This window comes from Ciceribacter sp. L1K22 (assembly GCF_017599385.1).
GTDB lineage: Bacteria > Pseudomonadota > Alphaproteobacteria > Rhizobiales > Rhizobiaceae > Allorhizobium.
Genome location: NZ_JAGFPK010000001.1, coordinates 1,085,679 through 1,099,585, shown reverse-complemented (window position 1 = coordinate 1,099,585; position 13,907 = coordinate 1,085,679). Strand labels below are relative to the sequence as shown.

Below are 13,907 nucleotides of genomic sequence, written 5' to 3'. Positions count from 1 at the left end.
CGGAACATGAAGGTTGAGTGCACCCGGCTGCCGTCCGGGTTGACGGTCGTAACGGAAACCATGCCGCACCTCGAAAGCGTGGCATTGGGAACGTGGATCAAATCCGGCGCCCGCGACGAGACGGAGGCGGAGCATGGCATCGCTCACCTCCTCGAGCATATGGCCTTCAAGGGCACCAAGAGCCGTACCGCTCGCGAGATTGCCGAGCAGATCGAGAATGTCGGCGGCGAGCTCAATGCCGCCACGTCGACGGAGACGACGGCTTACTATGCGCGCGTCCTTAAGGACGACGTGCCGCTGGCCGTCGACATCCTCGCCGACATCCTGACGGACTCCGTCTTTGATGAAGACGAGTTGATGCGCGAGAAGCACGTCATTCTGCAGGAGATCGGCGCTGCGAACGACACGCCGGACGACGTGGTCTTCGACCGTTTCTCCGAGACCGCTTTTTCAGGCCAGACGGTCGGCCGCGCCATTCTCGGCACGCCAGAAACCGTGAACGGCTTTACGAGCGACCAGATCCGAGCCTACCTCGCCCGCAATTATACGACAGACAGGATGTTCGTCGTGGCGGCGGGCGCCGTCGACCACGACAAGTTCGTTCGGCAAGTCGAGGAACGTTACGCCACTTTGCAGACGAAACCGGAGGTCGCTCCGACCGTCGCGCCGGCCCGCTACACGGGTGGGGAGGTCCGCGAAACGCGCGATCTCATGGATGCGCAACTGCTGCTCGGTTTCGAAGGTCGCGCCTATCACATGCGCGATTTCTATTGCTCCCAGATCCTCGCCAACATCCTCGGTGGCGGAATGTCGTCGCGCCTCTTCCAGGAAGTGCGCGAGACGCGTGGCCTTTGCTATTCGGTCTATGCCTTCCACTGGGGTTTTTCAGACACGGGCGTATTCGGCATCCATGCCGCCACCGGAGGGGAAAACCTGCCGGAACTGATGCCTGTGATCATCGAGGAACTGCGCAAGGCCTCGGAATCCATTGACCAGCAGGAGATCGATCGATCGCGGGCGCAGATTCGTGCGCAGTTGCTTATGGGCCAGGAAAGCCCGGCGGCGCGTGCGGGGCAAATCGCGCGACAGATGATGCTCTATGGGCGCCCGATCTCCAACCAGGAGATGATGGAGCGGCTCGAAGGGATCACTGTCGAACGGCTGACGGATCTTTCAGGCCGCCTGTTCTTCGATACGGTCCCTACCCTTTCGGCCATTGGACCGCTCGAACAGCTTGCGCCGATGGACGAGATATTGGGGGCTCTCGGCTCCGGCGGCGGCAGCAAGAAGATCAAGGCGGCCGGCTAAGGGCAGCCTCGGGGGCAGATGGGGTTTGCCGTCCGGCGTGAATGCCGGGCGCGTGGGGTTTTGTATGGCACGTTCGGTCTTTCGGTTTCTGTCCCGCCAGCCGGATACGCCGGAACTGACTGACGGAAAGTATCTTTTGCGGCTGCCCCGCATCGGCGATTTCGACCAATGGCACAGCCTTCGCAGTGGCAGCCGTCGCTTTCTTCAGCCATGGGAACCGACATGGCGAGCCGACGAACTGACGCGCCGCAGTTTCCGGACCCGCGTTATCCGCAGCGAGCAGGAGTTTCATTCCGGGCTGGCTGTGCCCCTGCTGATATTCGCCATGCCGAACGAAGAACTGTTAGGTGGATTGACGATCGGACTGATCCGGCGCGGTGCGGCCCAGGCCTGCATGATCGGATACTGGATGGGCGAACGACATTCCGGCCAAGGTCATATGTTTGCCGCACTTCGGATCGCTATTCCCTACATCTTCAAGGGGCTTGAGTTGCACCGGATCGAAGCAGCCTGTATTCCGGACAACGACAAGAGCATTCGTCTGCTCGAACGTGCCGGTTTCCAACGGGAAGGCCTGTTGCGGCAATACCTGAAGATCAACGGACAGTGGCGCGATCACGCGCTCTACGCCATGCTCGCGGACGCCGAGGGGAACGGGAACAAGCAGACCTGATGACAGTCCAATTCATACCGCCTTCGGCGCCGCTCCGGCGACTGGTCCAGATGCTCCTCGTCGTCATGGCGGCGCTGTGCGGCCTTGTTCCAGCGACGACCCATGCCGCCGAACCGGTGAAGATCGCCCGCGACGACACGGCGCTCGACCTGACCGCGACCACCGAAATCTACACCAATGAGGACGAGGCTTTTCAGGTGTCCACGGCCGCCGGCGCAGACGGCATAAGACGCCGCATCGAGGTGCGCGCGAGTTCGCCGACGCATCAGGGCGACTGGGCGGTCTTTGCGCTCGCCAATGTGTCGGAAGAACAGCTGGAGCGCGTCATCGTCGCACCGCATTTCAGGCTCGCGGGCTCGCGGATGTTCTGGCCGGACCTCGGGTCGCAGCGCATTATCGCCATCACGCCGTCCGAAGGCTTTGCGCTCGACCGTGTGTCGAGCCCCGACGCCGACGTTTTCCGGATCACGCTGAACCCGGGTTCAGTGATCACCTTCGTGGCGGAGCTTGCCACGCCCAACCTGCCTCAGATCTATCTCTGGGAACCGGACGTCTACAAGGACACCGTCAACGCCTTCACGCTCTATCGCGGCATCGTGCTCGGCATCGCCGGTCTTCTGGCGGTGTTCCTGACGATCCTGTTCGTGGTCAAGGGGACATCGATGCTGCCGGCGGCGGCGGCGCTTGCGTGGGCGGTGCTCGCCTATATCTGCGTCGACTTCGGCTTCATCGAGAAACTGATCACGATCACCGCCTCGGATCAGAGGATATGGCGAGCGGGCGCCGAAGTGGCGCTGGCGTCCAGCCTCGTCATTTTCCTGTTCACCTATCTGAACCTCAATCGCTGGCACGTGAACCTGGGCTACGCGACCTTCGCCTGGGTGCTCGGCCTCGGTCTGCTCTTCGGCGTGGCCATATACGATCCGTCGATCGCCTCCGGCATCGCGCGTCTCTCATTCGCGCTCACCGCAACGGCCGGCATCATCCTGATCGTCTATCTCGGCTTCAACCGGTACGACCGCGCCATCCTTCTGGTTCCGACATGGGCCCTGATCCTCGTCTGGCTGTTCGGCAGCTGGCTGGCCGTGACCGGCCAGCTCGACAACGACATCATCCAGCCGGCGCTGGGTGGCGGCCTTGTCCTGATCGTCCTGCTGATCGGCTTCACGGTGATGCAACACGCGTTCGCGGGCGGCGCCTATCAGCAGGGGCTGTTTTCGGACCTGGAACGGCAATCGCTGGCGCTTACGGGGTCAGGCGATACCGTCTGGGACTGGGACGTCGCGCGTGATCGCGTTGTAACCAGTCCGGACGTCTCGGTCGCGCTCGGTCTTGCTCCCGGCTCGATGCACGGACCGGCCCGCAATTGGCTGCCGAGGCTCCACCCCGACGATCGCGATCGGTTTCGCGCCACGCTCGATGTCTTGCTCGAGCATCGCAAGGGACGACTGAGCCATGAATTCCGAATTCGCGCGGAGGACGGTCACTTCCACTGGCTGAAAATCCGCGCCCGGCCCGTGATCGGCTCCAACGGCGAAGTGATCCGCTGCGTCGGGACGATCATCGACACGACCGAGCAGAAGAATTCCATCGACCGTCTTCTGGCGGACGCGATCCATGACAACCTCACCGGCTTGCCGAACCGCGAGGTGTTTCTCGACCGCTTGCAATCAGCTCTGGCGCTGGCGCCCGGCGGCGATGTGGTGCGCCCGACGGTGATGGCGATCGATATCGACCGCTATAAACAGGTGAACGACAGCCTTGGCATCGCCGCCGGTGATAACATCCTGATCGCGCTGACGCGCCGCCTGCGGCGTCTTCTGAAGCCACAGGACACGCTCGCCCGGCTGACTGGCGATCAATTCGGCCTGATCCTTCTTTCCGAGCGGGATCCCGCAAAGGTGGCCGATTTCGCCGATGCGATCTCGAAGGCCATCATGGTGCCGATCAATTTCGGCAATCGGGAGATCGTGCTGACGGCGTCGATCGGCCTCGTGTCCTGGGTCGACCAACAGGAGAGCGCGTCGAGCCTGTTGAACGACGCGGAACTTGCCATGTACCGCGCTAAGCGCGCCGGGGGCAACCGCGTCGAGCCCTTCCGCCCGGCCTTCCGCACCGCCGGCACCGACCGTCTCCAGATCGAGACCGACCTGCGTCGTGCCATCGAGCGTCGGGAGCTGTCGATGGCCTACCAGCCGATCGTCAGGCTTTCCGACGGCGAGATCGCCGGTTTCGAGGCACTGATGCGCTGGGACCATCCTCGCCGCGGCAGTATTCCTCCAACGGAATTCGTGCCGATCGCGGAGATGTCGGACCTTATCGAACCGCTCGGAATGTTTGCCCTGGAGCGAGCGACCGCCGACCTTTCGGAGTGGGAGAAGGCGGTAGGGGATGCGCCGATCTTCGTCTCCGTCAACCTGTCGAGCGCGCAGCTCATCAGCACGGACCTCTACAATGATGTGAGGGCGATGCTGGCAAAGACCCAGTGCGACCCAAAGCGGATCAGGCTGGAGCTCACCGAGTCGGTTGTGATGGAAAATCCAGAGCAGGCGCGGCTCGTTCTCGACAAACTGAAAAGCACCGGTATCAGTCTTGCGCTGGATGATTTCGGCACCGGCTTCTCATCCCTCTCCTATCTGACGCGTTTCTCCTTCGACACGATCAAGCTCGACAAGGCGCTCGTCAACGACCCCAGCCCCAAGCGGGCGGTTTTGCTGCGCTCGATCATTGCCATGGCATCCGGCATGGAGATGGATGTCATCGCGGAGGGTATCGAGAGCGAGGAAGATGGCGAGGAGTTGATGAAGATGGGCTGTGCCTACGGCCAGAGCTATCTGTTCGGCGCGCCCGTCGGCGCCGACTCCATTCTTCGTTTGCTGAAGGAACGCTTCCCGCTCATGAAGCGTGCCTGAGGTCGGCTCGGCCCCTCTCAGGCGTGGCCGGCCTCCGTCGACAGCATCGCGGGATGAACGCCGAGAAGAGCAAGGGCGCGTTCGTATTTTCCATCGAGGCTCCGGTCGAAGATCAAATCCTCGGTTGCGGCGCATGTGAGCCAGCCGTTGTTGGCAATCTCGAACTCCAGTTGCCCCGGACCCCAGCCGGCATAGCCGAGCAGCATGACCGCCCGGTTCGGGCCGCGCCCGTCGGAGATCGCACGCACGATGTCGAGCGTTGCCGTCAGGGAAATATCGTCAGACACGGGGATGGAGGATTCGCTCAGATAGTCGTCCGAATGCAGCACGAAACCGCGCCCGGATTCCACCGGACCGCCGGTTTGCACCGGAAAGCTGCGCGCTTCGTTCGGAAGCATGATCAAGTCTTCACGCGGCAGAAGATTGAGATGCGACACAACGTCGGGAAAAGTCACCGATTGCGGGTGATTGATGATAAAGCCCATGGCACCGGCGGGAGAGTGAGCGCAGACATAAACGACCGCACGGGCGAAATTGCTGTCTGTCATCCCAGGCATGGCGATCAAAAACTGGCCATCCAGAAGGCCCCGTTCGCGATCCCTCTTAAACGTGGAGAATGCCATCGTACCTCCAGCCTGTTTGCGCTGTTCGTTGATCGAGAAATCCATCGTAGCCGCCGTTCAAAAGAGGATGAGGCATCCGCGTGGATCAATCAACCGAAAATGAAACAATTCGACAATCCGTGATTGGCCGCGCGGGGTCCCTTCCTCTAAATGCTTTGCCCATGAACACGTTCCAAAATTCCTTCATGCTGATCGCGGCGCTCTTTATCGGACTGATCGTCGCGCCGTCGGCTACGATCGCTGCCAGCAGCGACTGGGCCAAGAATGAAGGCGGGCGAATGCGGCTGGTGATCACCGCCACCGACGAGCCGGGGCGCTATGACGGCATGTTGCAGATCGAGCCGAAGCCCGGCTGGATGACATATTGGCGGGAGCCGGGCGACAGCGGGATACCGCCGGAGCTCACGTTCGATGAGCAAAGCGGGGTGCGGGTGACCGAGATGCGCTTTCCGGCTCCCAAGCGTATCGACAATGGGCCGGTCCGTGATCTGGGTTACGATCATGCCGTATCCCTGCCCTTGCAGCTGGAAGCGCCCAAGGCCGCCGCCGGTCAACTGGTGACCGCACAGGCGTTTGTCGGTATCTGCCAGAATATCTGCATTCCGTTTCAGGCGGAGTTTCAGATCGAACTGCCTGTTGCCGCCGAAGCGATGGACGCGATCGAGGTCGCACAGGCACGCCAGACGCTTCCGGAGGCTCCCTCGGATGAGTTCGGCATCGACGCCGTGCGGCGCGCCGATGACGGAAGCGGCCTTCTGATAGCAATGACACTGCCGAATTCAGAGCAAGCGCCGGTGCTGTATGTGACCGGCGGTGCCGGCATCGTCGCCATGGACTCGCGGGTCGAGGACCGAAGCGACGGCACGGCGGTGCTCTTCGTTCCCATCACAACTCTCCCCGAGCACGGCGATCCCGAAGGGAAGATATGGCGAGTGCTTGCCGTAGCCGGCGACCGCTCGATGGAAAGCCCGCTTGCCTTCGAGTGAGGCCTTTCTATATTCGCCGGCAGGCGCAAACACCGCGCCATTCATTCCTGGGGAGACACATATGACCATTGCAATCGGCGATCGGCTGCCGGAAGCCACATTCAAGGAGAAGACAGCGGACGGTACGGTCGATGTCACGACCGAACAGCTCTTCAAGGGCAAGCGCGTCGTGCTCTTCGCCGTACCCGGCGCCTTCACGCCGACCTGCTCTCTCAACCACCTGCCTGGCTATCTCGAAAACCGCGACGCGATCCTGGCGCGCGGCGTGGACGACATCGCGGTCGTGTCCGTCAACGACGTTCATGTCATGGGCGCGTGGTCTCAGCACTCGGGCGGTATGGGCAAGATCCATTTCCTCGCCGACGGAAACGGAACGTTCACGAAGGCCATCGGCCTGGATATCGATCTGTCCGCGGGTGGGCTCGGCGTCCGCTCCAAGCGTTATTCCATGCTGGTCGACGATGGCGTCGTGACGTCGCTGTCGATCGAGGACAGCCCTGGTCAGGCGACCGTTTCCGCCGCTGCCGCGATGCTTGAGCAGCTCGCGAAGTAGAAGCCAGAGACAAAAAAGTTGCGGCGGCGGAAAATCCGCCGCCTTTTTTATAATTCCATGTCGAAGACCAGAATACCCGACAGTCCGCCATCCGTGGCGCTGACGATGCGATCGCCGACAGCCTGATGTTTCGGATGCGTCAGATAATAGTCGCGGACCTTTGCGTCCTCAAATGTCACGATGAACCCATCGTCGTAGCCGCTGCTCAATCCCTCGGGCGAGACGTTGGTGCCGTAGCGGAAGTCGACAATGCCGGGGATATCGTCCCGCAAGGCCGCGATGCCATCGTATAACGACTGTTTCTCGGCGTCGGACACGGCGGCTTTGAACCGCAGGAATACGCAATGCTGAATCATGGATGTCTCCCTCGCCTTGTTGTTGGCGGCAGGATAGGGAGAAAGATCAGGATGGCAAGGCGCCAAATGGGCGGCATGACGACAAGCACTACTTGCCCTGGAGCAGAGCCCGGCCGAGATTGGGTTTCTTGAACGGTTCCATGCCCTTGCGGGCAAGCTCGTCGGCGCGCTCGTTTTCCGGATGGCCGGCGTGGCCCTTGACCCAGTGCCACTTGACCTTGTGGCGCTGATTGGCGGCGTCCAAAGCCTGCCATAGTTCGCCGTTCTTGACCGGCTTCTTGTCGGCGGTTTTCCAGCCGTTCTTCTTCCAGCCAAAGATCCACTTGGAGATGCCGTCCATTACATACTTGCTGTCTGTATAAAGATCGACCTCGCAGGCGTCCTTCAAGGCGTTCAGCGCCGTGATGGTGGCGAGCAGCTCCATGCGGTTGTTGGTGGTCTGCGCCTCGCCGCCGGAGAGTTCCTTTTCGACCTCGCCATAACGCAGCACCGCACCCCAGCCGCCAGGGCCGGGATTGCCCGAGCATGCTCCATCGGTGAAGATATCCACGTGCTTCATTGTGTCAGTCCGTACTCTGCGCTCGAGGCAATCTGGCGGTGGAAGCGGAGTTTCCGCAGATACTCGAGCGGGTCCTTCTTGACGACCAATGCACCCGCCGGCGTCGTCAGCCAGTCGTAGAGGCGCGTGAGGAAGAACCGAAGCGCCGATCCGCGCGACAGGGTGGGAAGGGCCGTGATTTCCGCCTCAGACAAAGGTCGGACCGATTGGTAACCCTCGATCATCGCCTTGCCTTTGGTGATGTTGTAGGCGCCATCCTTTTCGAAGCACCAGGCATTGATGCAGATCGACAGGTCATAGACGAGGAAGTCGTTGCAGGCGAAATAGAAGTCGATGAGACCAGACAGATCGTCGCCCAGGAAGAAGACGTTGTCCGGGAACAGATCGGCATGGATCACCCCCGCCGGCAGATCCTGCGGCCATTTCGCTGCCAGGAAGGCGATCTCTGCGCCGATCTCTTCTTCCAGACCCTGCTCAACCTCGTCGGCCCGATCCCTCGATTTAGCCCACAAGCTTTTCCAGCCGTCAAGCGAGAGGGCGTTTGGACGTGTCAGAGGGAAGCCCTCGCCGGCGACATGCATTTTGGCCAGCGCAATGCCGACCTCGCGGCAGTGCCTTGCCTCCGGCTTTCTGAGCCACATGCCTTCGAGGAAAGAGATCAGCGCCGCCGGACGGCCGGAGAGCTCGCCCAGCAACTGCCCGTCATGGCGCGGCAAGGGCAGCGGGCAGTTCAGGCCGCGATCGGCGAGATGGTGCATCAGACCGAGGAAGAAGGGAAGATCGTTCTTTTCGACACGCTTTTCGTAAAGCGTCAGGATGAGTGGTCCCTTGGTCGTGTGCAGCAGGAAATTCGAGTTCTCGACGCCTTCGGCGATGCCCTTGTAGGACAAGAGATCGCCAGTATCATACTCCGCCAGAAAGGCCTTGAGATCGGTTTCGGTGATGTCGGTGTAAACTGCCACGATATAAGTCCAAGACGTTCAGATGTCGGGGTGAAGGCATATAACGGAGGCGTCTCGCGTGCCAGCCCCTGAGCGACATGGGTCACAGAAATGAAGGCAGGACGGGCCGGAACCCAAACCGATTGAACAATTACTAGAATCTAGTAGTCTGAGGTGAGATTGGAGTTTGACCTGCCATGAGCAATACTACCAGCATCAATCTCGGTGATCATTTTACAAGCTTCATTTCGAAGCTGACAGCCAGCGGCCGATACGGATCCGCCAGCGAGGCGGTGCGCGCCGGTCTTCGATTGCTGGAGCAGGAAGAAGCAAAGTACGAATCGCTCTTGAATGCGCTGGAAGAAGGAGAGGAAAGCGGAGAGAGCTCACTCTCATTGAACGATATTGTGGCGAAAGTCAAAGCCGGACACCATGGCGGCTAGGTACTTATTTTCAGTATCAGCCGAAAGGGATATCGCCTCAATCGTAGAACATAGCCTTGCCTCATTCGGCGATCATCAGACGGATGAGTACATGATGGAATTCAGCCGCGCATTAGATCTGCTGGCGGCCAATCCGGACATGGGAACGCCGTTTAATCATGATCGTTCCGGAACGATCTACCGCCGTCACCGCCACAAAAGCCATGTCATCTATTATCGGAAGCGCCGATCAGACATATTCGTGCTCAGGGTTCTGCACGTAAAAATGCATCCGGATAGGCATCTGTGATACCACTCCCCCGAGACCTCACCCGTTCACCCAGGCCATGTCTTCGTGAGTCAGTTCCAGATCGCGCAGTTCGCGGTTCACGAGGAAGTGCTCGTTCTCGATCGAGAACTCGGCCAGTTCGATTGTGGAATCATAGCGCGCCTTGAAGGCTTCGATGATCTCGTTGACAATCACCTCGGGCGCAGAGGCGCCGGCGGAAAGGCCGAGCGTGGCAACCGTGCCAATCGCATCCCAATCTATCTCGGCGGCGCGCTGGACGAGAAGCGACTGCTTCGCGCCGGCCCGCAAGGCGACCTCGACGAGGCGCTTCGAGTTGGAGGAGTTGGGCGCACCGACGATCAGGAACAGATCGCAGCCGGGCGCCGCCTGCTTCACCGCCTCCTGGCGGTTGGTGGTGGCGTAGCAAATGCTGTCGGCGGACGGCGCCTGCAGGTTCGGAAACCGCTCCTGCAGCCTTGCTATGACACCTGCCGTGTCATCGACGGAGAGCGTCGTTTGCGTAACAAAGCCGAGATTGTCGGGATCGACGGGCTCATAGACATCCGCATCCTCAACGGTCTCGACGAGCGAGACGGTACCTTCCGGCAACTGCCCCATGGTGCCGATCACCTCCGGATGCCCGGCATGGCCGATCAGGACGACATGGCGGCCAAGACGCTGGTGGCGCATGGCCTGCTTGTGGACCTTGGAGACCAACGGACAGGTGGCGTCGAGATAAAACAGATTCCGCGCCTTGGCATCTTCCGGCACCGATTTCGGCACGCCGTGGGCGGAAAACACGACCGGCTGGCTGCGATGCTCCTCGGGAATCTCGTCGAGTTCCTCGACGAAGATCGCACCCTTGGCCTCCAGCCCCTCGACGACATAGCGATTGTGGACGATTTCGTGACGGACATAGACAGGCGCCCCATATCCCTTGAGCGCGAGAACGACGATCTGGATTGCGCGGTCGACGCCGGCGCAAAACCCGCGAGGGCCGCAGAGACGGATCGTCAGTTTCGGTCGTGTCACGTTCACATTCATCAAAGGCCTGCCAGCAGCACGGAAAGAAGGGCGACAAACGCTGGGAGAGCCTGGATGTAGAGGATCTTCCTCGATGCCGTCGCGCTTCCATATAGGCCCGCAACCACGACACATCCAAGAAAAAACAGCTTGAGCTGAAATGCGAAATCCGGAGACGGATGAAGGAGCGACCAAAAGAGCCCCGCGGCGAGGAAGCCGTTATAGAGACCCTGGTTGGCTGCAAGCGTGCGTGTCGCCTCGGCCTGGAGCGGCTTCATGCCGAACGCTTTCAAGCCGGCCGGCTTGGTCCAGAGAAACATCTCGAGAACGAGAATGTAGACGTGCTCAAGCGCTATAAGTGCGACCAGAACGGCTGCAACGATATCCATGAAATTCCCCCATTATTCTCAAATCAAACGTCTTGTTTTCGGCGCCGAAGGAAAGAGACCGTAGCCACGAGTGCCAGCGCGAAGGCAAGCCCGTACCAGGTGATCGCGTATTGGAGATGATTGTTGGGCAGGTCGATCTGCGTCACGCCCCCGATCGGCAGGCCGCCCGGAACCGGCGTATCGTCGGCATCCAGGAAAAACGGCAGGACGCTCTCCTTGGAGAGGCCGACCGATACGGCCATCTGCACCAGATCCTTCCAGTAGAAGATGTTCTTTGCCGGGTCGTTATCAGGAACAAGGAAACCAGGTTTTTCCGCGAGGCGGCTGCGTGCCAGCCCGGCAATCCTTTGCTCACCCCCAACCAGGCCAGCCTCGCGGGTTTCGGGAGGCTTGTTGTCATACGGCACGAAACCGCGATTGACGAACAGGTAGCGGCCATCAGCAAGTTGCAGCGGCGTATAGACGTAATAGCCGGCTTGGCCATTGTATGTGGCGAGAAAATGCCGCTCCCGATCATGCAGGAAAAGGCCGGATGCCCGCATCGCCCTGTAATCGATATCCTCGCCCGCAGCGACAAGACGCTCTACCTCGGTGACATCGACCGGCGGCGCGGTTCGCCGCGCCTCGATATCGGCAACCAGCCTCTCCTTCCAGTGCAGGCGCTGCACCTGCCACGTGCCGAGCGACAGTAGGATCGCCATCGCGAGCGGGAGCAGGATAACGGCCAGCCAGAGGCGCAAACGCGGGCGCCGGCTCGCCTGCCCTTCGGCAGCATCATCCACGATCGATCGTTCCCTGGCTCGCGTTGTGTTTGTACTGCATCGCCACCAGCAATGCCTTGATGGTCCGTAGAAGCCAGAGCGAAACGATGATCGCCAGCGGTCCGAACGCGACGAAATGCACCCACACCGGCGGCTGGAAAGTAAGTTCCGTCCAGACCGCCAGACCGACGACAAGCAGGTCAGCGAGCAGAATGACGAAGATCGCCGGGCCGTCGCCGGAATCGATGAAGGAATAGTCGAGGCCGCAATTGGCGCAACGCGGCTTCAACTTCGTGAGACCGTCGAACAGCTTGCCGTTGCCGCAGCGGGGGCAGCTCGCCGAGAGCCCGGCGCGGACCGGGTCTACCGGTGCGAAATGTGCGTTGTCGTCATGCATATCTTCTATCCGTATCCGGCTCCCCGAGGAGCGCTTGGCGTTTGCCGTAACGGTTATACGCTCCGCCGGCCAAACCGCAAATGCGACACCATGTTCCGATCCCGTCAGAGCGACGGAAATGGAAACGGCGCCCGAAGGCGCCGCTTTTCTGTTTCGTTATCCGTGCCTCAGTGGGCGAGCGGAGCACCCCAGCCACCCCAGATGTAAATGGAGAAGAAGAGGAACAGCCAGACCACGTCGACGAAGTGCCAGTACCAGGCCGACGCTTCGAAACCGAAGTGCTGCGTCGGCGTAAAGTGGCCGGCAAGTGCCCGGAAGAGGCAAACCAGAAGGCAGACGGTACCGACGAACACGTGGAAGCCGTGGAAGCCCGTGGCCATGAAGAAGGTGGCGCCGTAGATCGAGTTTTTGAAATCGAACGGGGCGTGCATGTACTCGTAGATCTGAACGAACGAGAACAGGACACCAAGGAGCACCGTCAGAACGAGGCCATAGACGAGGCCCTTGCGGTCGTTATGCAGCAGCGCATGGTGCGCCCAGGTCACGGTCGTGCCGGACAGAAGCAGGATGACCGTGTTGTAGAGGGGCAGATGCCAGGGATCGAGAACCTCGATGCCGACGGGCGGCCACTGACCGCCGGTAAACTCGACGCGGCTCGCCTGGATGGCTTCGTTGGCATAGATGCTCGCATCGAAGAAGGCCCAGAACCAGGCCGCGAAGAACATCACTTCCGACGCGATGAACATGATCATGCCGTAGCGCAGGTGCAGCGACACGACACGGGTATGGGCGCCTTCATGGGCTTCCTTCACCGTATCCGTCCACCAGCCGATCATGGTGTAGAGCACCAGCGCAAGGCCGATGAAGAACACCCACGGGTTGGCCATTTCCAGGCCGAACAGCTTGAATGTCCCGCCATGAAGGTAGCGCATGTAGCCGACGCCACCGAAGGTCAGAAGGAAGGCGCCAAGCGAGCCAAGCAGCGGCCACGGGCTCGGGTCGATAATGTGGTAGTCGTGATTTTTCTGATGCGCGTCGGCCATGTCAGCAATCCCCGAAGTGTCTCTCTCCAGACCCGGCAAGCCGGGCCCCATCTCATTTAAAGTTTTCCGGTATCACCGGCCTGGTCCACCGGCAAGGCAGCTACCGGCTTCTCCGTTTCATGCGGATAGAATGTATAGGACAGCGTTATCGTCCCTATGCTCCTGGTTTCCGGAGTCGATGCGATATCGGGATCCACGAAGAACAGGACCGGCATCTCCATCGTCTCACCCGGCTGCAACGTCGTCTCGGTGAAACAGAAGCACTGAATCTTGTTGAAGTAGGCGGCGGCTTCCATCGGCGTGACGTTGAAGATCGCCTGCCCCGTCACCGGTTCGCTGGATTTGTTGGTGGCTGTGTACATCACTTCCACCGTCTCGCCGATCCGCGGCTCGATCGACCGCTGGACCGGCTTGAACTCCCAGTTCAGGCCGTTGGATACATTCGCATCAAAGGTGACCTTGATGGTCTTGTCGAGGATCACGCCCGATGCCTGCTCGACCCGCTGCGTCGTGCCATTATAGCCCGTCACCTGACAGAACAGCCGGTAAAGCGGAACCGCTGCATAGCTCATGCCGACCATGCCGCCAACAAACGCCACGCAGCACAGCATCACCGTGGTGTTGCTGCGTTTTTGCTTTGCTGTATTCGCGGGAGCATCGGTCATTTTTCGC

At 60.6% G+C, this 13,907-nt stretch carries 18 protein-coding genes; 8 read left to right on the top strand and 10 right to left on the bottom strand.

The window, feature by feature from the left end; all coding sequences use genetic code 11:
• The first annotated feature begins 6 nt into the window (after window positions 1–6).
• The 3 genes from J5J09_RS05360 to J5J09_RS05350 all read left to right on the top strand — a co-directional run bounded on the left by J5J09_RS05360 (window position 7) and on the right by J5J09_RS05350 (window position 4,893).
• Entirely contained in the window at window positions 7–1,308 is a 1,302-nt protein-coding gene (locus J5J09_RS05360) for a pitrilysin family protein (protein WP_208548651.1), read from the top strand.
• Window positions 1,309–1,372: 64 nt separating this feature from the next.
• Window positions 1,373–1,981 carry a GNAT family protein gene (locus J5J09_RS05355; protein WP_208548650.1) on the top strand — a complete coding sequence of 203 codons (609 nt, stop codon included), beginning with the start codon at window positions 1,373–1,375 and terminating at the stop codon, window positions 1,979–1,981.
• Between the two features lie 50 nt (window positions 1,982–2,031).
• Complete coding sequence (locus J5J09_RS05350; RefSeq protein ID WP_246745916.1) at window positions 2,032–4,893, top strand: EAL domain-containing protein; 2,862 nt, start codon at window positions 2,032–2,034, stop codon at window positions 4,891–4,893.
• Between the two features lie 17 nt (window positions 4,894–4,910).
• Here the strand turns inward: J5J09_RS05350 and J5J09_RS05345 are convergent, their stop codons facing one another.
• Window positions 4,911–5,441, bottom strand: coding sequence for a YqgE/AlgH family protein (locus J5J09_RS05345; protein WP_246745915.1), 531 nt, complete (start codon window positions 5,439–5,441; stop codon window positions 4,911–4,913).
• Here J5J09_RS05345 and J5J09_RS22765 point away from each other — a divergent pair.
• From J5J09_RS22765 to J5J09_RS05335, 3 genes are all read left to right on the top strand, one after another.
• A complete protein-coding gene (locus tag J5J09_RS22765; RefSeq protein WP_246746012.1) occupies window positions 5,322–5,639 on the top strand; it encodes a hypothetical protein in 318 nt (105 codons plus the stop codon). The genes J5J09_RS05345 and J5J09_RS22765 overlap by 120 nt on opposite strands.
• Before the next feature lie 38 nt (window positions 5,640–5,677).
• The gene (locus tag J5J09_RS05340) at window positions 5,678–6,502 is read left to right on the top strand and encodes a protein-disulfide reductase DsbD domain-containing protein (RefSeq protein WP_208548648.1); all 825 of its coding nucleotides are present in this window, start codon (window positions 5,678–5,680) and stop codon (window positions 6,500–6,502) included.
• 61 nt (window positions 6,503–6,563) lie between these two features.
• Window positions 6,564–7,055, top strand: coding sequence for a peroxiredoxin (locus tag J5J09_RS05335; protein ID WP_208548647.1), 492 nt, complete (start codon window positions 6,564–6,566; stop codon window positions 7,053–7,055).
• Window positions 7,056–7,102: 47 nt separating this feature from the next.
• Here the strand turns inward: J5J09_RS05335 and J5J09_RS05330 are convergent, their stop codons facing one another.
• The 3 genes from J5J09_RS05330 to J5J09_RS05320 all read right to left on the bottom strand — a co-directional run bounded on the left by J5J09_RS05330 (window position 7,103) and on the right by J5J09_RS05320 (window position 8,932).
• Complete coding sequence (locus J5J09_RS05330) at window positions 7,103–7,411, bottom strand: Dabb family protein (RefSeq protein ID WP_208548646.1); 309 nt, start codon at window positions 7,409–7,411, stop codon at window positions 7,103–7,105.
• An 88-nt stretch (window positions 7,412–7,499) separates the two neighbouring features.
• Window positions 7,500–7,970: a ribonuclease HI gene (gene rnhA / locus J5J09_RS05325; protein ID WP_208548645.1), complete on the bottom strand. Its 471-nt coding sequence runs from the start codon at window positions 7,968–7,970 to the stop codon at window positions 7,500–7,502.
• Entirely contained in the window at window positions 7,967–8,932 is a 966-nt protein-coding gene (locus tag J5J09_RS05320; protein WP_208548644.1) for a homoserine kinase, read from the bottom strand. The genes rnhA and J5J09_RS05320 overlap by 4 nt, the downstream gene beginning before the upstream one ends.
• 176 nt (window positions 8,933–9,108) lie before the next feature.
• Here J5J09_RS05320 and J5J09_RS05315 point away from each other — a divergent pair, with 176 nt between their 5' ends.
• Together J5J09_RS05315 and J5J09_RS05310 are read left to right on the top strand one after the other, a co-directional pair.
• Window positions 9,109–9,354: a type II toxin-antitoxin system ParD family antitoxin gene (locus tag J5J09_RS05315; protein ID WP_208548643.1), complete on the top strand. Its 246-nt coding sequence runs from the start codon at window positions 9,109–9,111 to the stop codon at window positions 9,352–9,354.
• On the top strand, window positions 9,344–9,643 hold the full coding sequence (locus tag J5J09_RS05310; protein WP_208548642.1) for a type II toxin-antitoxin system RelE/ParE family toxin: 300 nt from the start codon (window positions 9,344–9,346) through the stop codon (window positions 9,641–9,643). The genes J5J09_RS05315 and J5J09_RS05310 overlap by 11 nt, the downstream gene beginning before the upstream one ends.
• A gap of 18 nt (window positions 9,644–9,661) precedes the next feature.
• Here J5J09_RS05310 and ispH read toward each other — a convergent pair whose 3' ends face one another.
• The 6 genes from ispH to J5J09_RS05280 form a co-directional block, all read right to left on the bottom strand.
• Window positions 9,662–10,666, bottom strand: coding sequence for a 4-hydroxy-3-methylbut-2-enyl diphosphate reductase (gene ispH, locus J5J09_RS05305; RefSeq protein ID WP_208548641.1), 1,005 nt, complete (start codon window positions 10,664–10,666; stop codon window positions 9,662–9,664).
• Window positions 10,666–11,034 carry a DUF1304 domain-containing protein gene (locus tag J5J09_RS05300; protein ID WP_208548640.1) on the bottom strand — a complete coding sequence of 123 codons (369 nt, stop codon included), beginning with the start codon at window positions 11,032–11,034 and terminating at the stop codon, window positions 10,666–10,668. Before J5J09_RS05300 ends, ispH begins: the two co-directional genes overlap by 1 nt.
• 23 nt (window positions 11,035–11,057) lie before the next feature.
• The gene (locus J5J09_RS05295; protein ID WP_208553115.1) at window positions 11,058–11,735 is read right to left on the bottom strand and encodes an SURF1 family protein; all 678 of its coding nucleotides are present in this window, start codon (window positions 11,733–11,735) and stop codon (window positions 11,058–11,060) included.
• 73 nt (window positions 11,736–11,808) lie between these two features.
• Window positions 11,809–12,192 carry a DUF983 domain-containing protein gene (locus tag J5J09_RS05290; protein WP_208548639.1) on the bottom strand — a complete coding sequence of 128 codons (384 nt, stop codon included), beginning with the start codon at window positions 12,190–12,192 and terminating at the stop codon, window positions 11,809–11,811.
• A 167-nt stretch (window positions 12,193–12,359) separates the two neighbouring features.
• On the bottom strand, window positions 12,360–13,235 hold the full coding sequence (locus J5J09_RS05285) for a cytochrome c oxidase subunit 3 (RefSeq protein WP_208548638.1): 876 nt from the start codon (window positions 13,233–13,235) through the stop codon (window positions 12,360–12,362).
• A 56-nt stretch (window positions 13,236–13,291) separates the two neighbouring features.
• Window positions 13,292–13,900, bottom strand: a complete 609-nt coding sequence (locus J5J09_RS05280; RefSeq protein ID WP_208548637.1) for a cytochrome c oxidase assembly protein — start codon at window positions 13,898–13,900, stop codon at window positions 13,292–13,294.
• Window positions 13,901–13,907: the final 7 nt, after the last annotated feature.